At 44.8% G+C, this 19,094-nt stretch carries 17 protein-coding genes; 3 read left to right on the forward strand and 14 right to left on the reverse strand.

Annotation, left to right across the window (positions count from 1 at the left end):
* Nucleotides 1–93: 93 nt before the first annotated feature.
* From ispH to ribF, 5 genes are all read right to left on the reverse strand, one after another.
* Complete coding sequence (gene ispH, locus Xentx_RS11680; RefSeq protein WP_074020406.1) at nt 94–1,047, reverse strand: 4-hydroxy-3-methylbut-2-enyl diphosphate reductase; 954 nt, start codon at nt 1,045–1,047, stop codon at nt 94–96.
* Nucleotides 1,028–1,498, reverse strand: a complete 471-nt coding sequence (gene fkpB / locus Xentx_RS11685) for an FKBP-type peptidyl-prolyl cis-trans isomerase (protein WP_074020407.1) — start codon at nt 1,496–1,498, stop codon at nt 1,028–1,030. Before fkpB ends, ispH begins: the two co-directional genes overlap by 20 nt.
* A 115-nt stretch (nt 1,499–1,613) precedes the next feature.
* Nucleotides 1,614–2,126 carry a signal peptidase II gene (lspA, locus tag Xentx_RS11690; protein ID WP_074020408.1) on the reverse strand — a complete coding sequence of 171 codons (513 nt, stop codon included), beginning with the start codon at nt 2,124–2,126 and terminating at the stop codon, nt 1,614–1,616.
* Nucleotides 2,126–4,939, reverse strand: a complete 2,814-nt coding sequence (gene ileS / locus Xentx_RS11695) for an isoleucine--tRNA ligase (RefSeq protein ID WP_074020409.1) — start codon at nt 4,937–4,939, stop codon at nt 2,126–2,128. The genes lspA and ileS overlap by 1 nt, the downstream gene beginning before the upstream one ends.
* Nucleotides 4,940–4,965: 26 nt before the next feature.
* Nucleotides 4,966–5,910 (reverse strand): bifunctional riboflavin kinase/FAD synthetase, encoded by a 945-nt coding sequence (gene ribF / locus Xentx_RS11700; RefSeq protein ID WP_074020410.1) that lies wholly within the window; start codon nt 5,908–5,910, stop codon nt 4,966–4,968.
* 348 nt (nt 5,911–6,258) lie between these two features.
* Here ribF and rpsT point away from each other — a divergent pair, with 348 nt between their 5' ends.
* Nucleotides 6,259–6,519, forward strand: a complete 261-nt coding sequence (rpsT, locus tag Xentx_RS11705; protein ID WP_038240544.1) for a 30S ribosomal protein S20 — start codon at nt 6,259–6,261, stop codon at nt 6,517–6,519.
* A gap of 103 nt (nt 6,520–6,622) precedes the next feature.
* Here rpsT and nhaR read toward each other — a convergent pair whose 3' ends face one another.
* Nucleotides 6,623–7,549, reverse strand: a complete 927-nt coding sequence (gene nhaR / locus Xentx_RS11710) for a transcriptional activator NhaR (RefSeq protein WP_074020411.1) — start codon at nt 7,547–7,549, stop codon at nt 6,623–6,625.
* A gap of 222 nt (nt 7,550–7,771) precedes the next feature.
* Nucleotides 7,772–8,971, reverse strand: coding sequence for a Na+/H+ antiporter NhaA (gene nhaA, locus Xentx_RS11715; protein WP_074020412.1), 1,200 nt, complete (start codon nt 8,969–8,971; stop codon nt 7,772–7,774).
* A gap of 207 nt (nt 8,972–9,178) precedes the next feature.
* Between nhaA and Xentx_RS11720 the strand changes: the two genes are divergently transcribed.
* On the forward strand, nt 9,179–10,024 hold the full coding sequence (locus Xentx_RS11720) for a DMT family transporter (RefSeq protein ID WP_074020413.1): 846 nt from the start codon (nt 9,179–9,181) through the stop codon (nt 10,022–10,024).
* Between the two features lie 123 nt (nt 10,025–10,147).
* Here Xentx_RS11720 and dnaJ read toward each other — a convergent pair whose 3' ends face one another.
* Together dnaJ and dnaK are read right to left on the reverse strand one after the other, a co-directional pair.
* Nucleotides 10,148–11,284 carry a molecular chaperone DnaJ gene (gene dnaJ, locus Xentx_RS11725; protein ID WP_074020414.1) on the reverse strand — a complete coding sequence of 379 codons (1,137 nt, stop codon included), beginning with the start codon at nt 11,282–11,284 and terminating at the stop codon, nt 10,148–10,150.
* A 104-nt stretch (nt 11,285–11,388) separates the two neighbouring features.
* The gene (gene dnaK, locus Xentx_RS11730; RefSeq protein ID WP_074020415.1) at nt 11,389–13,302 is read right to left on the reverse strand and encodes a molecular chaperone DnaK; all 1,914 of its coding nucleotides are present in this window, start codon (nt 13,300–13,302) and stop codon (nt 11,389–11,391) included.
* 348 nt (nt 13,303–13,650) lie between these two features.
* Between dnaK and satP the strand changes: the two genes are divergently transcribed.
* The gene (gene satP, locus Xentx_RS11735) at nt 13,651–14,223 is read left to right on the forward strand and encodes an acetate uptake transporter (RefSeq protein ID WP_074020416.1); all 573 of its coding nucleotides are present in this window, start codon (nt 13,651–13,653) and stop codon (nt 14,221–14,223) included.
* 60 nt (nt 14,224–14,283) lie between these two features.
* On the opposite strand, the gene Xentx_RS11740 is transcribed toward satP, so the two are convergent.
* From Xentx_RS11740 to Xentx_RS11760, 5 genes are all read right to left on the reverse strand, one after another.
* Nucleotides 14,284–15,555 carry an MFS transporter gene (locus Xentx_RS11740; RefSeq protein ID WP_074020417.1) on the reverse strand — a complete coding sequence of 424 codons (1,272 nt, stop codon included), beginning with the start codon at nt 15,553–15,555 and terminating at the stop codon, nt 14,284–14,286.
* Nucleotides 15,556–15,860: 305 nt separating this feature from the next.
* Nucleotides 15,861–16,436: a flavoprotein gene (locus Xentx_RS11745; protein WP_074020418.1), complete on the reverse strand. Its 576-nt coding sequence runs from the start codon at nt 16,434–16,436 to the stop codon at nt 15,861–15,863.
* Between the two features lie 34 nt (nt 16,437–16,470).
* A complete protein-coding gene (locus Xentx_RS11750; RefSeq protein WP_074020419.1) occupies nt 16,471–17,313 on the reverse strand; it encodes a metallophosphoesterase family protein in 843 nt (280 codons plus the stop codon).
* A gap of 41 nt (nt 17,314–17,354) precedes the next feature.
* Nucleotides 17,355–17,819 carry a group II truncated hemoglobin gene (locus Xentx_RS11755; protein WP_074020420.1) on the reverse strand — a complete coding sequence of 155 codons (465 nt, stop codon included), beginning with the start codon at nt 17,817–17,819 and terminating at the stop codon, nt 17,355–17,357.
* Between the two features lie 136 nt (nt 17,820–17,955).
* Nucleotides 17,956–19,092 carry an acyl-CoA dehydrogenase family protein gene (locus Xentx_RS11760; protein ID WP_074020421.1) on the reverse strand — a complete coding sequence of 379 codons (1,137 nt, stop codon included), beginning with the start codon at nt 19,090–19,092 and terminating at the stop codon, nt 17,956–17,958.
* Nucleotides 19,093–19,094: the final 2 nt, after the last annotated feature.

Consider the following 19,094-nt stretch of genomic DNA (forward strand, 5'->3'; position numbering starts at 1 on the left):
TTGAAACTCGGTTTTTTGCTGGAAATCGTATCAGGATTAATTAATTGATCATACGTCCCAACCTAAAAAAACCGAGTTTAAATAAAACTGAAGCTAATTAACCTCTTTCACTTCAACCCGTAACTCTTTTGGTACTTCAAAAACAATATTTTCTTCTCGACCATACAGTTCGTTAACTGTTTCTGCGCCGAAATTTTTCAAGCGTTCAATAACCTGTTGTACTAAAATATCAGGCGCCGATGCACCTGCCGTGACACCCACTGCGCTTACACCTGTGATCCACTCTGGCTGGATATCTTCGGCAGAATCAATCAAATAGGCAGGCTTGCCTACGCGCTGCGCAAGTTCCGCCAGACGATTTGAGTTTGATGAGTTTTTAGAACCAACAACTAACACTACATCAGCCCCTAATGCCAAATCACGTACCGCTTCTTGGCGGTTAGTTGTGGCATAGCAGATATCGTCTTTGCGTGGGCCAACAATATTGGGGAACCTTGCATTAAGCGCATCAATCACTTCTGAGGTATCATCAACAGAAAGTGTTGTTTGTGTCATAAAGCAGAGGTTATTTTCATCCTTAACTTGCAGTTTCCACACATCTTCCGGCGATTCCACCAGATACATGCCACCGTTGGGGTTATTGTATTGCCCCATTGTACCTTCTACTTCAGGATGACCGGCATGTCCGATTAAAATCGCCTCCTTGCCTTTGCGACTTGCTCTTGCTACTTCCATATGAACTTTAGTGACCAGCGGGCAGGTAGCATCAAACAGCATGGTTAAATGACGGGAGCGGGCTTCTGCACGAATGGCCTGGGAAACACCATGAGCAGAGAAGATCAAAATGGCGCCATCAGGCACTTCTGAAATTTCTTCAATGAAAATGGCACCACGTTTCCTGAGGTTGTCAACCACATAACGGTTGTGTACCACTTCATGACGAACATAGATGGGAGCACCGTACAATTCCAGTGCGCGTTCCACGATGCTGATAGCACGATCAACACCCGCACAGAAACCACGAGGGTTAGCCAGCAATATTTGCATGGGTTTCCTCCAACTGAGGGTCAATTTCCAGCACTTCAATTTCAAAAGTGATGTTTTGTTCAGCCAGCGGATGGTTAAAATCAACAGTAATGGAACCTTCAGCCACTTCTTTGACAAATCCCGGCATTTCACTGCCGTTTATGGCCGTAAATAACATAATGGTTCCTACTTCTGGGACACCGGCATCGGAAAAATCGCGAGGAGTAAAATATTGGACTAAATCAGGGTTGTGTTTGCCAAAAATAGTTTCCCCAGCCAGCGTAAATTGATGCTTATCACCAACTTTCAACCCAAGAAGCTGCTCTTCCAGTGGGGCAGAGAGGCTACCATCACCGAGGCGGAATAATGCGGGTTTACCTTGACTATAAGTCGAATCTGCCGTAGAGCCATCATCCAGCTTTAATGTGAAATGTAATAAAACTGCACTGTGCGCTTGCACCTGCATTGACATGTTGCTCAAGCCTTTTACTTAAAAATGATTGCAAGTATACCGTTATTGGGTATAGACGAAGTTACCAGCCCCAGTTAACCATGCTAGGGCTGGTTTATTATCATTCTTTCAATGACTAAGTTTTCGAGACTGCTTGCTTGTCCTGGTCATCAGGGCTGATAAAGCTCTCAATGATAATGAGAGCAGCTCCGATGCAAATTGCAGAATCAGCAATATTAAAGGTAGGCCAGTGCCACTCTCCGACATAAAAGTCGATAAAATCGACAACAAAGCCATGCACCAGCCTATCGAACAAATTTCCCAAAGCCCCACCAATCACTAAGGCGTAGGCAATATTGCTCAGTTTTTGCTTGGCATTGGAACGATACATCATTACCAGCAATACAACCGTGATGGCAACGGCCACCAATGCAAAGAACCAACGCTGCCAGCCACCCTTATCGGCCAGAAAACTGAAGGCTGCCCCTAAGTTCTGGGCGTAAGTCAGATTGAAATAAGGTATCAATGGAATGGATTCGTACAGCGTGAAATGCTGCAACACTAAGTATTTGCTTCCCAAATCCAGTATTAATACCACAACAACCAGCCAAAGCCAGCGAAGTCCGGTGGAACAAATGGGTTTACTCATCAGGCAAATTTACGCTCTTCACCGTTACCGGCAACGTTAGTCACACAGCGGCCGCAAAGTTCTGCATGTTCCGCCACCTGGCCCACGTTTTTAGCATAGTGCCAGCAACGTGGACATTTTTCTCCGTCTGCTTTGCGCAAGGCCACTTTCAGGCCTGCAATTTCGCTTTGCTGTGCATCCTCACCGGCGGCTGCATAAGCAGCAACTTCAACCTGAGAGGTCAGCAGGACAAAGCGCAGTTCATCAGACAGTTTGTTGAGTTTTTCTGCCAGTGCTTCATTTGCATAGAGTGTGACAGCGGCTTCCAGTGAACTGCGTATATGCTTATCATTACGAGCCTGTTCCAGAACTTTGTTCACTTCGCTACGTACTGCCAGCAGATCAGCCCAGAAAGTATCGTTCATATCTTCACCATCTGCCAGCCCAAACAGTCCGTCATACCACTCTTCGGTAAAGACGTATTGAGCACGTTTACCTGGCAATTCATGCCAAATTTCATCAGCAGTAAACGACAGAATCGGCATCATCCAGCGAACCAAGGCTTCTGCGATATGGAACAATGCAGTCTGGCAGCTACGACGGGCAAGGCCATCACTTTTCGCGGTATACTGGCGATCTTTGATGATATCCAGATAGAATGAGCCCATTTCCACGGAACAGAATTGCATCAAGCGTTGAACCACAGAATGGAAATCATATTCTTCATAGTATTTAAGGATATCTGTCTGTGCGGCTTGGGCACGACCTACTGCCCAGCGGTCCAGAACAACCATATCTTCTGCGTTTACCATATGCTCTTCTGGGTTGAAACCATTCAGGTTTGCCAGCAGGAAACGGGCGGTGTTGCGGATACGGCGGTAAGCATCAGCAGAACGTTTCAAGATTTCGTCAGAAACAGCGATTTCGCCAGTGTAGTCAGTGGCTGCCACCCATAAACGCAGGATATCTGCGCCCAGTTTGTTCATCACATCTTGTGGGCTGACGGTATTACCGATGGATTTGGACATTTTACGCCCTTGTTCATCAACGGTGAAACCATGAGTCAGAACTTGGCGGTAAGGGGCTTTGCCTTTGATCGCAGTGGACAGCATCAATGAAGACATGAACCAGCCACGGTGCTGGTCAGAACCTTCCAGATACAGATCGGCTGAATTGCCGTTGAATTCTGGACGGGCATCCACAACCGAAGAATGGGTACTTCCTGAATCAAACCAAACATCCAGTGTATCTGGTGCCTTGGTGTAATCTGCGGCTTCATCACCCAGCAGGTCTGCTGTGTCCAGATCCCACCATGCCTGAATGCCATCGACTTCGACGCGCTTGGCGACTTCTTCGATCAATTCAACGGTACGAGGATGTGGCTCTTGTGTCTCTTTATGAATGAACAGAGACATTGGTACACCCCATGTACGTTGGCGAGAGATACACCAGTCTGGACGGTTTTCTACCATTGATTCGATACGTGCTTGCCCCCAACCAGGGATCCACTGAACATCTTTGATCTCTTTTAGAGATTGTGCGCGTAAACCATTTTTGTCCATGCTAATGAACCATTGTGGTGTTGCACGGAAGATAATTGGTTTTTTGTGGCGCCAACAGCACGGGTAGCTGTGTTGGATTTTTGCCAGACTCAGTAGTGTGCTTTTTTCTTTCAGCAATTCAACAATGATGTCGTTGGCTTTAAAGACAAATTGTCCATCCAGTGAAGGATAAGTGCCAGAGAGATAGCAGCCATTCGGACCAACCGGATTGGCGATTTCAAGGCCATATTTTAAGCTGATAGAGTAATCGTCTGGACCGTGACCACCAGCAGTATGTACAGCACCTGTACCAGCTTCAAGCGTTACGTGATCACCGAGGATGGCGGGAACATCGTAACTCATGAATGGATGGTTGAAGCGCAACAGTTCCAGAGCTGTACCCGTGCAATCGCCTAAAACTTCCCATGCAGTGATATCCGCGCGCTGCATAACGCTTTCGACAAGTTCAGCCGCCAGAATGATGCATTCATCATTGATTTTGACCAATTGGTAGCTAATTTCCGCACCTAAGGCAATTGCACGGTTTGCTGGCAGTGTCCACGGGGTGGTTGTCCAGATGATTAAAGAAACAGGCAGCCCTTGTGGTTGTACATCAAATTTGGCATACACGGCATCGGCATCAACGGCCGCGAAGCGCACGTCGATGGAAGGGGAGGTTTTATCGTAGTATTCCACTTCCGCTTCGGCGAGGGAGGAACCACAGTCAGTACACCAGTGAACGGGTTTTACGCCTTTCAGCAAGTGTCCATTTTTGATAATACGGCCTAGTGCACGAATGATGTCAGCTTCGGTTTTGAAGTCCATGGTCAGGTAAGGTTTATCCCAATCGCCCAGTATACCCAGACGTTTGAAGCCCGCTTTCTGTGCTTCGACCTGAGTTATGGCATATTTACGGCACTCAGCACGGAATTCAGCGGCGGAAAATTTTTCCCCTGGCTTGCCGATAATCTGCTCAACCTTGAGCTCAATAGGCAAACCGTGGCAGTCCCAACCTGGAATATAAGGCGAGTCGAAGCCTGATAGCCCCTTGGACTTAATAACAATATCTTTGAGAATTTTATTAACTGAGTGACCAATATGAATATCGCCGTTTGCATAGGGAGGGCCATCATGCAAAATAAACGTTTTCTTGCCAGATTTTGCTTTTCTAATTGCCTGATACAAACCTTCTTTGTACCAACGTTTCAACATATCTGGTTCGCGCTTAGCTAAATCCCCGCGCATAGGGAACCCTGTTTCCGGTAAATTCAGGGTGTCTTTATAGTCACTCATTATAGATTCTCAGTTCCAATTTTCCGCTAGATACATGACTTGGATCGCTGCAAGAGATAGTTCCTCGCAACAACCACATCATTTGCGATTTGCTGTTTAAGCGCATCAAGCGAAGCAAATCGCTGCTCATTACGCAATTTTTTACGTAATACCACATCGATATGATGCCCATACAGATCCATTTGGGTATCAATCAAATGCACTTCAAGTTGCAGGCCAAGGCCAGCAACTGTGGGGCGATTGCCTATGTTTGCAACACCCGGTAGGGGGGTATCGCCCAGTCCGTGGACCTCAACAGCATAAACGCCCTTAACAGGCGCAACGAGACGTTTCAATGGTAAGTTGGCAGTGGGAAAACCAATGGTGCGTCCCAATTGCTTACCATGAACAACTCTGCCACTTATACTGTAAGGATGCCCCAGTAATATTTCAGCCAAGGCCAAGTCATCACTTTGCAGTGCCTGACGAATGGCTGTACTGCTGATCCTAAGACCGCTGTCACAAAAACTGTCTGTGCTGGCGACATCAAAACGGTATTGTTTACCTGCTTGCTGCAAATAGTGGAAATCTCCGCGGCGATTTTTGCCAAAACGGAAATCGTCTCCTATTGCCAGAAACTTAACACCCAGTTTTTCAACGAGCAACTGTGAAACAAAGGCTTCAGGTGAGTTGGCTGCAAAATGTTTGTCAAATTTCACACATAACAGATAATCAACGTCATTTTGGGCTAGATACTTTATTTTATCTCTCAGCCTAGTCAGGCGAGCTGGCGCTTTATCTGCCACAAAAACTTCCAGAGGCTGCGGTTCGAAAATCATAACCATCGTCGGTAATCCGAGACGCTGCCCTTCTTGCTTCAAGTGTTTTAATAAAGCTTGATGCCCGCGATGGACACCATCAAAATTACCAATCGTCAGCACGCAACCATGGTGACGCGCCCGGATATTGTGTATACCGCGAATTAGCTCCATAGCTGGCTCAATACCGTGGAAATTGTTGGATTATACCTTGTACAAAGCTTAAGGTTAACCCACGATCACAAAGGGTTTTAATTAATAACCTGATTCATACAATAAAAATAGGCTAGATGCCCGAAAAATATTTAATTTATCGCATTTCTCTGTGATTCATTCAGTTTTTTATTGCGAAAGACTGTATTCCCTCTGAGTAAGCTGATAAAATCCCGCCCCATCACAACGTAACCAGCGTCGCTGTACAACGACGCTTATTTGCACAAATCCATTGACAAAAGAAGGCTGAACAGGCATATTCCTCGGCCTTTGAATTGTCCTCGATAGAATATATTTGGGAGTTGGACCTTGGCTAATATCAAATCAGCTAAGAAACGCGCCGTACAGTCTGAGAAACGCCGTCAGCACAATGCGAGCCGTCGTTCTATGGTGCGCACTTTTATCAAGAAAGTCTACGCGGCTATCGCTGCTGGCGATAAAGAAGCTGCACAGAAAGCATTCAATGACATGCAACCAATTGTTGATCGTCACGCCTGCAAAGGTCTGATCCACAAAAACAAAGCAGCACGTCATAAATCTGCTCTGGCAGCACAAATCAAAGCAATGTAATCATTGGTTTTGATGATGCTAAAAAAACCGGCTCAAAGCCGGTTTTTTTGTATCTGCTGGTTTTAACGTATTAGTTTTAATATGCTGTTTTTAAACAATAACTTTAATATAATTTTTCAGGGCGACTTTTTGGCGGTGAGCTGAATAAAGCAGAAAAATCTTTGTTACACACGCGCTGGACTGCCGGATGCTGAATCATACGCTCGGCAAAGATGACGTAATATTCTTCCTGTACCGTATCCAATCGACCTATCTCAACAATATCACTATCAGCGAAAATATCATTGGCGTAGAAAGAAGGCGCAATGAAAATGGCGTTGTGATACAAACCAAATGCTTTCATCAAAGCGGCATCATCAAATTCGCCCAGCACTTCAACTTCAAGATTTTTATTGCGTATCCATGTCAGGAGCTTTCTGCCCAACATCGAGCGGCGACCCGGAATTAATAAACGGCGCTCTTCCAAACATGCTGGAAAGGGTTTTTCTGGGATCGGTTGGCGGCAGTAAAAACTGATATTACATTCCCCCAATTTCACTGAAAACAATCCTTCCTGTTGAGAAGAATCTACTGGACAATCGGATAGGATCATATCCAGCTTATGCTGGCTAAGTTGTTCAAGCAGCATTTCATGTGTCGATTCAAAACACCGCAAGTGGATCTTTTCGTGCTCTACAACGGTCGTTTCCAACACTTTACTGACTAAACGTTTGGACAGCGCATCAGCGACACCCACATCAAACAGCAGATTTGATTCTCGGCTGTAAGTAACGATGTCCATCATTTCTTGGCTGAGTGTAAACATCTTATCCGCATAGCGGAAAACTAATTGTCCTAGTTCTGAGGGTACTAATCCTCTTCCCTGGCGTTTGAATAACTTTCCACCCAGACGCTCTTCCAACGCTTTTATCTGTCCTGTAATGGTTTGTGGGGTCAGATATAGCGCTTCTGCCGCTCCCACAACAGAGCCTTCCTTGCAAACGTGCCAAAAATAATAGAGGTGGTTAAAATTTAAATGTGAAACCCGCATATATTTATCCTTGTGTATCGCCTCACATCTGTATAACAGTCGTGACCATACATTTCAGGTCGCCAGATTATGGCGTTTTCCTATTTTTCTATCACTATTTTTATTACTATGAAAATACTCGCGGCATCTCAGTTATGGCATTGCAGTTATAAAAGTTTTGCCGCAAATATTAAAAGAGTGAATTACCTCGGAAATTCTTTCTATATCTGTGCTTAAATTAATCTATTCATCTCTTTTTGACCACGTTTTTTCTTCGGCATTTTTCTTCGGTAACAGTATGGTGAGTAACCCATAACCAACAACAGCCGCGGTTGTGGAACCAATCAATATGCCCAAGCGTGAATAAGTACTGAAGGTATCATTGAGACCTTCAAATGCCAGACCTGAGATAAAGATAGACATGGTAAAACCGATTCCACACAGTACGGAAACAGCAAAGATTTGTTTCATGCCAATTTTTTCCGGCAATTTGGCGATTCCCAGTTTTACCGAAATCCAGCTAAACAGGAAAATACCCAATGGCTTACCAATAAACAGGCCAAGTGCAATGCCTATTGGTAATATACTGGTTAAGCCACCTAATGTGACGCCCCGTAGTGAAACACCCGCATTGGCAAAAGCAAACAGTGGCAGAATTAAATAAGCAACCCATGAATGCAGTTCATGCTCCAGGGTTTCTGAGGGTGACTCACCTTTTTTATCTCGAAGAGGGATCAAGAATCCAACAATAACGCCAGCCAGTGTGGCATGAACACCTGATTTCAAGATACACACCCATAAAACAGCACCAACAATCAGATAAGCGGATGTTTTAGCTATTCCTTTCCAATTCATCCAAGCCAATAGCCCAATCATGGCAGTCGCCAAGCCTAATGCTGCCAAGGATATTGTTTTGGTATAGAACAAAGCGATAATAATGATGACACCTAAATCATCAATAATCGCCAGCGCAAGCAAAAATACTTTTAATGCGGTGGGAACGCGTTTCCCCAATAACGCCATGATCCCTAGTGCAAAAGCAATATCTGTTGCGCAGGGAATTGCCCAACCTTGTTGGGTGATTTCATCACTGCCATTAAACAGCAGATAGATCAATGCTGGAGCTAACATCCCCCCAAGTGCAGCAATGGCTGGGAAAATGGCTTTGTCGCGACCAGCAAGTGAGCCTTCCATGAGTTCCCGTTTCACTTCCAGCCCGACAATGAGAAAAAACACGGCCATTAATCCATCATTTATCCATAGTAATAATGGCTTATTGATTTCCAGCGCTGCGAATTGCACTGCAACAGGAAGGTTGAGAAATTGATGATAAATACCCTGCAATGGCGTATTCGCCATAACCAGCGCAAAAATGGCCGCTATAATGAGAAGGACTCCTCCAGCGGCCTCTAATTTCAAAAATTGGCGAATGATTGCAGTCATGGATAAATTAACCTATGAAATGGATCAAAGTCATGCATGTTATGCTAGTCATAACTTCGGAAAAAGTAGATTATTTATGCTATATTAATCGCTATATTCGAATTGTAATATAATGAAATAATATTTTTCGAACTATTGATAAATTACACTGTATAGAAGAAGAAATTTTAATCATTATTTGTGCTAACGATATGAGTAAGATACTCCATGACAACGTTACTTTTCCTGTTTGTCCTTGGCGCAGCGTTGCTACATGCCAGTTGGAATGCCTTGGTTAAGATTAGCGCAGATCGGTTCTTGGGCATTTCAATCATTGTCTTTTTTGCCGGAATTATCGCCACATTGGGATTGTTTTGGGTTGAATTGCCATCATTATCCTCTCTGCCGTGGTTAATCTTCTCTGCTGTTTTACATACGGCTTATTGTCTGTTTTTAAGCCGCTCTTATGCTACGGGAGATTTAGGGCAGGTATATCCAATTGCCAGAGGTTGTGCGCCACTCATTACCGCTTTATTTAGTTGGGTAATTTTGCAGGAAATGTTACCTCCCCTTGCTATGTTAGGAGTAGGGCTTATTATCGTGGGGATTATGTTAATTGCTTTTCCACACGGGAAAAATTCTCTTCAACTGGATCGCAAAACGTTAATTGCAGTAATCACAACATCGGTATTTACCGCTGGTTATACTTTATCCGATGGAGCCGGCTCCAGAGCCAGCGATAATACTTTGTCCTATATCTTATGGCTGTTTGCTATCAATGGCTGGGTAATGGGCGCAATTATGTATTTCCGGTATTGGAATACTGCCGGAAGGATGCTCCACCAATACTGGAAACAGGGAGTACTGGGCGGGCTGATGCAATTATTGAGTTATGGCATCGTGATTTGGGCTATGAGCCATGCACCTATCGTGCTGGTTGCGGCATTGCGCGAAACTAGCGTGTTATTTGCAATGTTATTGTCAGTCGTTATCTTGCGGGAACCGTTTAGTAAAATGCGATTATTAGCTTGTATTGTGATTGTGGCTGGGGTTATTGGTACGAAGCTAGGGTAAAGCAAAAATTCACTTCCCTTTAAAATTGAAGGTAACTTAATAGATTAGAAATCCCGCCGGATTATCAACACATTAGAAAGATAATCAGGCGGGATTTATGCGAGATCTCACAAAGGTATCAAATTACTTAGTCAGATCATCAAAAAATTTCTTCACGCCATCAAGGAAACTTTTGGAGCGAGGGCTGTTGGTTTCACCGCTTTTTCCGCCAAAAGATTCGCCCAATTTACGCATCAGTTCTTTTTGCTCTTCATTCAGCTTAACCGGTGTTTCTACTACGACACGGCACAGCAAGTCGCCCTGAACACCGCCACGGACGGATTTAACACCTTTACCTTTCATACGGAACAACTTGCCAGTCTGGGTTTCCGTCGGGATTTTCAGGCTGACACGACCATCAAGGGTTGGAACTTCAATTTCTCCGCCCAATGCCGCGGTTGCGAAGTTGATCGGAACTTCACAATAAAGATTGCTACCATCGCGCTCGAAGATATGGTGAGGCTTGACTTGCACCTGAACGTACAAATCGCCGGATGGTGCTCCGTGTTCACCGGCTTCACCTTCACCACTCAAGCGAATGCGATCGCCAGTGTCGACGCCTGCTGGAATTTTAACGGACAGCGTTTTGTATTTTTCAACACGACCATGTCCATGACATTTACCGCAAGGATCTTTGATGATTTTTCCGCGTCCATGACACTGCGGACAAGCCTGTTGAACTGCGAAGAACCCTTGGCGCATTTGTACCTGACCTGCCCCGTGACAGGTTGGGCAAGTTTCTGGGCTGGTGCCCGCTTTAGCTCCGCTGCCATGACAGGTATCACAAGATTCCAGGGTTGGAATGCGGATCTCTTTGGTCACACCACGGACAGCTTCTTCCAGGGTTAATTCCATGCTGTAACGCAGGTCTGAGCCACGGCTAGGACGCTGCTGACGACGGCCACCACCGAAAATATCTCCGAAAACGTCACCAAAGATATCGCTAAAGTCAGCTCCGCCACCGAAACCACCTGCGCCACCGCCCATGCCACCCTGTTCAAAGGCTGCGTGACCATATTGGTCATAAGCGGCACGTTTCTGAGAGTCTGTCAGGATCTCATACGCTTCTTTAATTTCTTTGAATTTACTTTCTGATTCTTTATCACCCTGGTTACGGTCAGGGTGATATTTCATTGCCAGCCGTTTATAGGCTTTTTTGATCTCTTTTTCGTCTGCGGTTTTGGAAACTCCCAAAACTTCGTAATAATCTTTTTTTGCCATCGTATTGTTTACCCTTAACACGCACGCACGGGCGTGGAGTTACCTCAACGCCCGTGCCAGTTAACAAGTAACAGGCGCCCTGTTACTTTGCCCGCTAAGGGCTATTATTTTTTGTCTTTAACTTCTTCGAATTCAGCGTCTACAACGTCGTCGTCTTTCTTCGCGTTGTTTGCGCCAGCATCGGCAGCAGCACCAGCCTGGGCTTGTTGTTGTGCAATTTCCAGCAGTTTCTTGGATGCTTCAACCAGGGCTTGGATCTTCGCTTCAATTTCAGCTTTATCTTCGCCTTTCGCAGCAGTTTCCAGTTCAGAAGTTGCTTTCTCGATTGCCGCTTTATCATCCGCAGTGAGTTTGTCACCCGCTTCTTCAACTTGCTTACGAGTGCCGTGGATCAATTGGTCAGCTTGGTTACGAATCTGAACCAACTCTTCAAACTTGCGGTCAGCTTCTGCGTTTGCTTCTGCGTCACGTACCATCTGTTGGATTTCTTCTTCGTTCAAACCAGAAGATGCCTTGATGGTGATGTTTTGCTCACGGCCCGAGTTTTTGTCTTTCGCAGAAACGTGCAGGATGCCGTCAGCATCGATATCGAAAGTAACTTCGATCTGCGGAGTACCGCGCATTGCTGGCTGGATACCATCCAGGTTGAACTGACCCAGAGATTTGTTATCGCTGGCACGCTTACGCTCACCTTGTAGTACATGGATCGTTACCGCAGACTGGTTGTCTTCCGCTGTAGAGAACACTTGACTATGTTTAGTTGGGATAGTGGTGTTCTTAGAAATCAGGGAAGTCATCACGCCGCCCATGGTTTCAATACCCAGAGACAGTGGAGTTACGTCCAGCAGCAGAACGTCTTTCACGTCACCAGCCAGTACACCGCCTTGAACTGCTGCACCCATTGCAACTGCTTCATCTGGGTTCACGTCTTTACGTGGTTCTTTGCCGAAGAAATCTGCAACTGCTTTCTGCACCAGTGGCATACGAGTCTGACCACCAACCAGAATAACGTCGTTAACGTCAGAGACAGACAGGCCCGCGTCATTCAATGCAACTTTCAGAGGCTCGATAGAACGTTTAACCAAGTCTTCAACCAGAGATTCCAGTTTTGCACGAGTCACTTTAATGTTCATGTGCTTAGGACCGGTTGCATCTGCTGTGATGTATGGCAGGTTTACATCAGTCTGCTGTGCAGAAGAAAGTTCGATTTTCGCTTTTTCTGCTGCTTCTTTCAGACGCTGCATTGCCAGTGGGTCATTACGCAGATCGATGCCTTGTTCTTTCTTAAATTCGTCAACCAGATAGTTGATCATGCGGCTGTCGAAATCTTCACCACCTAAGTGGGTATCACCATTGGTTGCCAGAACTTCATACGTTTTTTCGCCATCAACTTCATCGATTTCGATGATAGAGATGTCGAAAGTACCACCACCCAAGTCATAAACTGCGATGGTGCGGTTGCCCACTTCTCTGTCCAGGCCGTAAGCCAGTGCAGCCGCAGTGGGTTCGTTGATGATACGCTTAACTTCCAGACCTGCGATACGGCCAGCATCTTTAGTTGCCTGACGCTGTGCGTCGTTGAAGTATGCAGGAACGGTGATAACTGCTTCGGTTACTGGTTCTCCCAGATAATCTTCCGCGGTTTTCTTCATTTTTTTCAGAACTTCAGCAGAAACCTGAGGTGGAGCTATTTTTTGGCCTTTGACTTCCAGCCACGCATCGCCGTTGTCTGCACCCATGATTTTGTATGGCATGATAGATACGTCACGCTGCACTTCTTCGTCTTGGAAACGACGGCCAATCAAGCGTTTAATGGCGAACAGGGTGTTTTGCGGGTTAGTAACAGCCTGACGTTTAGCTGGTTGACCAACCAGAGTTTCACCATCCTGAGTATATGCGATGATAGAAGGTGTGGTACGGTCACCTTCGCTGTTTTCAAGCACACGAGTGGTTGTGCCGTCCATAATTGCTACACAAGAGTTGGTAGTTCCCAAGTCGATACCAATAATTTTACCCATCTAAACGCCTCCACAAAAAATTCATATATTCGGTCAAGTTACTAGCTATATGAGGACGAATGTTTGCTTTTCAATGGCCCTGTTTGCCAGAAATTCCTCATTTTGTTTTCCAGCTAATGCCGAAATATTCAGTAGTAACTGTAGTTGAGACTTAGATGGGGTCATTCATCTCGTCATCAAGGGGAGAATTGAAAAAAAATTGAGATTTAATAAAAAAATTTTTCACGAGCCATTGTGTAGTTGATGTCATCACATTATGATTCGCCGCCTTTTCTGATTTCGTGGTGCAGGAAAGCGCCACGATAATTTTTTGAGTATTTTGTTTTATTTGAATTTTTTAGGGGAAATATGCATTCTAATCAGTTGGCAAACCCAGGCCCACTGGGTTTAATGGGTTTTGGCATGACAACCATTTTGTTGAATCTGCACAATGCAGGTTTTTTCCCATTAGCCTCAGTAATTTTGAGCATGGGAATTTTTTATGGTGGTTTGGCTCAGATTCTGGCCGGCATCTTTGAGTATAAAAAAGGAAATACGTTTGCTGCAACCGCATTTACCTCTTACGGTTTGTTTTGGTTGAGCCTGATTGCTTTGCTGCTCCTGCCAAAAATGGGGCTGGCTGAAGCAACCAGCAATGCGTTCCTTGGCGTTTATCTCGCTCTATGGGGAATTTTCACGCTGTTTATGTTCTTTGGTACGTTGAAAGCTAACCGTGTCCTGCAATTTGTCTTTGGCAGCTTGACGCTGCTGTTTGCACTGCTGGCAATTGGCAATATCACCGGTAATGCCAGCATCTTGACCTTCGCAGGTTTTGAAGGCGTTATCTGTGGTGCGAGTGCTTTCTATCTGGCAATGGCTGAAGTTCTGAATGAACAATATGGCCGTACTGTTCTGCCGATTGGTGAAGTGAAACACGCTTAACCGTTTTTAGACAGGATGAGTGATTTATGCTCATCCTGCACTTTATTTCCATCTGCTTTTTCAGATAGATTTTTTCCGCAAGTAAAACCCCAATAAAAGACCGACAGCCGATAAAGTCATCATATAGTAAGCGGGGGCCAGTGAGGTATATGCCAGCAATAAGGTGACGAAAATAGGTGTCAATCCACCAAAAATGGCATAAGCCAAATTATATGAAAATGAAATGCCACTGAACCTGACTTCTGGCGGATAGCTCTTTACCATGACAAAAGGAGTTGCGCCAATCACACCTACAGCCAGACCAGCGAGGGAATAAGCACTAAATAGTTTAAGCGGTTCATGGCTAATATTGTGGTAGAAAAACCATGTTGTGGCAGCTAATAGAATGCAACCGATAATCAGCACGATACCGGCTCCCCATTTATCACATAAATATCCTACAGAGATACAGCCAATCGCCAATGAAATGATGGCCAGACTGTTTGCTTTCAAAGTCAGTGATTGTTCCAGATTAAATACTGTCTGCATATAGGTTGGCGTCATCAAGATGACAACGACAATGCCTGCGGAAAGGAGCCATGTCAGCAGCATGGAAATAGAGATGGCGCGCTTGTGATTAAAAACGACAGTTTTTAGTGGTAACTCTTCTGCCAACGCTTTGCGTTCCTGCATTTCCTTGAAGACAGGGGTTTCATGCAACCAACGGCGCAGATACATGGCGCATAAACCGAAAATACCGCCTAAGAAAAATGGCAGGCGCCATGCCCAATCCAAGACTTCTTGTCTGGAATAAATAGTAGTAATAATGGTTGCTACGAGAGAACCAAATAAAATCCCCAAACTCAATCCTGCCGTTAAAACACCACAGGCAAATCCGACACGTTTATGAGGAACATGTTCTGCCACAAAAACCCAAGCTCCGGGCACTTCTCCACCAATTGCAGCGCCCTGCATAATCCGCATTAATAACAGAAGAATAGGGGCAGTAATACCTATGGTATCATAGGTGGGTAACATGCCAATGGCCAGTGTTGGTATGGCCATCATCAATATGCTGAGTGAAAACATTTTCTTACGCCCAATGAGATCGCCAAAATGAGCCATGACTATCCCACCTAAAGGCCGAACCAGATAACCCGCTGCAAAAATACCAAATGTCTGTAGTTGTCTGAGCCATTCAGGTATATCCGCAGGGAAGAAGAGTTCTCCAAGTGCAACAGCAAAAAAGACAAAGATAATAAAGTCGTAAAATTCCAGTGCGCCACCTAAAGCCGCTAAGGACAGCGTTTTATAATCTTGTTTATTTAATGGACGATTGTGATGTTGTGACATAAGTTACCGATTTATAGTTATAAAATGGGTTATAAGGTGTTTATTTTCAATGTTCTGGCCAGACTCAAAATAGATGAAAATAAAACTTATGCTATATTAAAAGATATTTATTCTACAAATTTTAAAAAGAACCCATTGTGGTAATATGTAACTTATATTTGAATAAAGGAAGAATTTACAGCTATATATCAGGGAAAATGTGAAATAAAAGAGTACCCAGCCCACATGTTAGATCACTTTCATGTCGAATATTTTTTGTCAATTAAGGGGCGAAATACTCTTCCATAACGCGATTAATCTCGAACTTATTCTGACAGATGTTGTTTCAGTAGTGAAATAACTGTTTCAATATCTGGTAATGAAGGATGTCCAACCATTCGTTGTAGTGAAACATCAAAATTTTCATGCCATACGGGTTCAATAACATGATAGCCATCATCACGTAATTGAGTGATATTGCGACGTGTCGCTTTTTTTTCCCACATCACGTGTCCCATGACTGGGAAAAACAGTACAGGAAATGTGGAGGCCAGAACGACAGTTGTTAATCGATTGGTTGCGCCACCACAAGCAACGGTCGCAAGTGTATTAGCCGTTGCAGGTAAAACTGCGAGAATGTCATGATCTGCGACAATGCGTGAAGGTTTGTCTGTTGGCCAATCCTGTGGCATCTCTCCGCTAATGACCCGATCGGCATAGAGTGCTATGGTTGAGGCGGGTAAAAAGGTAGTGGCATTGTTTGTCATCAATACTGTTAATGTACAGTCGATCGTCGCCTTAATTGCTGAAAGATATTTGGGGAGGAGAGTGATATCTACTGACCCAGTTGCCCCAATTAAGATCCGAGGTTTTATCTGTGGAGTTATTTCATCATTTTTCATCGGTAAATTAGCCTCTTATTATAAAAATAGATGATTAGCTATACGCGTTAGCGTGTTCCAGTAATCCGTCTAGTTGTACTAAGTAAGAACTTCTGCCACGCTCTTGCCATTCCCGCGGATATCCCAAAGAGACTTCCAAATGAGCAACATCTTGAATATATTCGAGATTAGGAATGTGTAGGTGTCCATATACCACCATACGAACCCCTTTTTTTGATGCCCATTGGTGAGTTTTTTCACTGCCACACCAAATGGAAAATTCGATGTTACGTAAGGATTCGAGCGGCTTACGGATGATGGGGAAATGGCTTATCAGTACGATATCTTCGCCATCTGGAATGGCGTTCAAGCGTTTGTCGGTATATTGGATACGTTCCCGACACCAATCGATAATATTTCTATGGGGATAGGTTTTCAGGAAGAACTCGTCAGAGCTAATGACACCACAACGACGAGCGCGCTCTATGGCCTGTTCCGCCGTATAGTCATAGGTATTTCTAAATGAATAATCGTATAGGGTAAAAATAGGGGCAATGGTCACCGTTGTACCATTGCCCATGTGGTAATGACGAAATTCATCTTCGGGGGTGAGTACGTTATGCTGCCGGCAGATATTGACCAGATGTTCATAACGCAGTACGCCAGGCAACTTTAATTGATCTTTTGGTGTGCACCAGAGTTCATGATTTCCTGGCGTCCAGACGACTTGAGCAAACCGTTGGGAAAGCATACTGATGACCCATGTAAAGTCTGACTCCTGTTCTGCGATGTCGCCTGCCAGCAGCAGCCAATCGTCAGGTGTTGATGGCCTGAATGATTCGACTATAGCCCTATTTGTTGCATGAGATACATGTAAATCACTGACGGCCAACAGCATAAGCTCACCTCTCTAACTTTACTTGTAAGTTTCTTTAAAAATCAAGGGGTTCCTGGAGGGGCTTCTCCCCATCCCCATTTAGGTACAGTTTCGCGACGTGAAGGGGCAGCATTGGGTTGAGAATTGGCCTCAGCCCTGCGTGAACCCCACTCGATGTAACCGGCGAATGCTGCGCGAAATTCAGGATCAGAAGGTAAGCCGATTTCATCAGCAGATTCCATTAACAGTTCTACCCATCTCTTTCTTTGTTCAGATTGAATGCTTCTGCCTCTGTGACGGCTTATCATAACTTTGAAGCCACCACGATCTTTGGTATAGAGATTTTCTCCGCCGAGTACTTCTTCCAACCACATGGCGACGTGACCAGGGTGATCGGATTTCATATTTTTAAACAGCGGAGCAAGCAGCTCATCTTTTTCAACCTTGGCATAAAAGGTGTCCATGAGTTTCATGAGAACCTCACGGCCTCCCATCCATTCAAATAAGGTCGGTGTTTCATTTGCCATAACATAACCTCTCATATGAATACATTTATTAATGATGTTGCGATTCAGGTAATGGCTGTTTGTTGATATCCATTACCCTAACTCCAAAGACGCAATGGCCTTGACCTTATCCCCTCCCACTGCGTATTACTGTGTCTTAAAGTCCAATTGATTTACTGATGATTTCTTGCAGCACTTCGCTGGTTCCACCGTAAATAGTTTGGGCGCGGCTATTTAGCCAGTTTTTGCCAGCAATGGAATCACGCATATAACCCAAGCCGCCGTGCAATTGCAGGCAACGATCTGCCACTTTCATTTGTAGTTCGGTCGTCCACCACTTGATGCGGGCTGCATCTACTAAACTGAAAAGTCCCTGATTAAAGAGATCAACAGCGTTATCCAGGTAGATTCGGGCAATTTTTACTTCGGTATCTAATTGCGCAAGAATAAAACGGTTGTATTGAAAGGAGCCGATCGGTTGATTGAAGGCTGTTCTTTCTTTCACATATTCCAGTGTGCTCTGCAATATATGTTCTGCACTGGCAACCGCCACAGTTGAGATACTGAGGCGTTCACGAGGCATTGCTGACATAAAGTAATAGTTACCGAGGTTTTCACGGCCAATCAGGTTGGTGACAGGAACCTGACAGTCATGGAAAAAGAGTTCAGCCGTGTCGCTGCCATTCCAGCCAATTTTCTTTAGTGGTTCTCCTCTGGTGAATCCGGGCATATCCCGTTCTATTGCCAGTAAACTGATACCCTGACCTTGTTGCCCCTCTTCTGTTTTTACAGCTACAACGATCAGATCCGCATTGATACCATTGGTGATGTAAGTTTTGCCGCCATTAACCAGATAGTAATCACCTTGACGTTTAGCCACAGTTTTGATGTCTGCTGTATTGGAACCTCCACTCGGTTCCGTCATGGCAATGGCTGCAACTCGTTTTCCGCTACACAATTCTGGCAGCCATCTTTTTTTCTGTTCCTGATTACCGAGGGCAAAGATGTAGCTAGCAACAATATCGTTATGAGCGACGATACCTGGTACAGTTACACCTGCTTTGATGAGTTCTTCTGTCAGAATGACCGCAAACCGATAATCGTTTTTTCCCAGTCCCCCAAGCTCAGGGCTGACACTCATACCTAATAACCCTGACTGGCCCAATTTCTCCCAAAAGGTGCGTTCAACCAGCCCATCCTCTTCCCACCTCTGATGTTCAGGGACGATTTCACGCTCAAGGAATTCACGACAGGATTTCCGGTAATTATCAAAATTATCAATCTCAATACGCATAT

This window comes from Xenorhabdus thuongxuanensis, assembly GCF_001908095.1.
Classification (GTDB): domain Bacteria; phylum Pseudomonadota; class Gammaproteobacteria; order Enterobacterales; family Enterobacteriaceae; genus Xenorhabdus; species Xenorhabdus thuongxuanensis.

What these genes read in the sequence shown, in the direction of transcription:
- Xentx_RS11750 (WP_074020419.1), bottom strand. Translation starts at nt 17,313, where the DNA reads ATGCTGTTGGCCGTCAGTGATTTACATGTATCTCATGCAACAAATAGG.
- ispH (WP_074020406.1), bottom strand. Translation starts at nt 1,047, where the DNA reads ATGCAAATATTGCTGGCTAACCCTCGTGGTTTCTGTGCGGGTGTTGAT.
- Xentx_RS11745 (WP_074020418.1), bottom strand. Translation starts at nt 16,436, where the DNA reads ATGAAAAATGATGAAATAACTCCACAGATAAAACCTCGGATCTTAATT.
- Xentx_RS11760 (WP_074020421.1), bottom strand. Translation starts at nt 19,092, where the DNA reads ATGCGTATTGAGATTGATAATTTTGATAATTACCGGAAATCCTGTCGT.
- Xentx_RS11740 (WP_074020417.1), bottom strand. Translation starts at nt 15,555, where the DNA reads ATGTCACAACATCACAATCGTCCATTAAATAAACAAGATTATAAAACG.
- Xentx_RS11720 (WP_074020413.1), top strand. Translation starts at nt 9,179, where the DNA reads ATGACAACGTTACTTTTCCTGTTTGTCCTTGGCGCAGCGTTGCTACAT.
- ribF (WP_074020410.1), bottom strand. Translation starts at nt 5,910, where the DNA reads ATGGAGCTAATTCGCGGTATACACAATATCCGGGCGCGTCACCATGGT.
- dnaK (WP_074020415.1), bottom strand. Translation starts at nt 13,302, where the DNA reads ATGGGTAAAATTATTGGTATCGACTTGGGAACTACCAACTCTTGTGTA.
- ileS (WP_074020409.1), bottom strand. Translation starts at nt 4,939, where the DNA reads ATGAGTGACTATAAAGACACCCTGAATTTACCGGAAACAGGGTTCCCT.
- dnaJ (WP_074020414.1), bottom strand. Translation starts at nt 11,284, where the DNA reads ATGGCAAAAAAAGATTATTACGAAGTTTTGGGAGTTTCCAAAACCGCA.
- Xentx_RS11755 (WP_074020420.1), bottom strand. Translation starts at nt 17,819, where the DNA reads ATGGCAAATGAAACACCGACCTTATTTGAATGGATGGGAGGCCGTGAG.
- nhaR (WP_074020411.1), bottom strand. Translation starts at nt 7,549, where the DNA reads ATGCGGGTTTCACATTTAAATTTTAACCACCTCTATTATTTTTGGCAC.
- nhaA (WP_074020412.1), bottom strand. Translation starts at nt 8,971, where the DNA reads ATGACTGCAATCATTCGCCAATTTTTGAAATTAGAGGCCGCTGGAGGA.
- fkpB (WP_074020407.1), bottom strand. Translation starts at nt 1,498, where the DNA reads ATGTCAATGCAGGTGCAAGCGCACAGTGCAGTTTTATTACATTTCACA.
- lspA (WP_074020408.1), bottom strand. Translation starts at nt 2,126, where the DNA reads ATGAGTAAACCCATTTGTTCCACCGGACTTCGCTGGCTTTGGCTGGTT.
- satP (WP_074020416.1), top strand. Translation starts at nt 13,651, where the DNA reads ATGCATTCTAATCAGTTGGCAAACCCAGGCCCACTGGGTTTAATGGGT.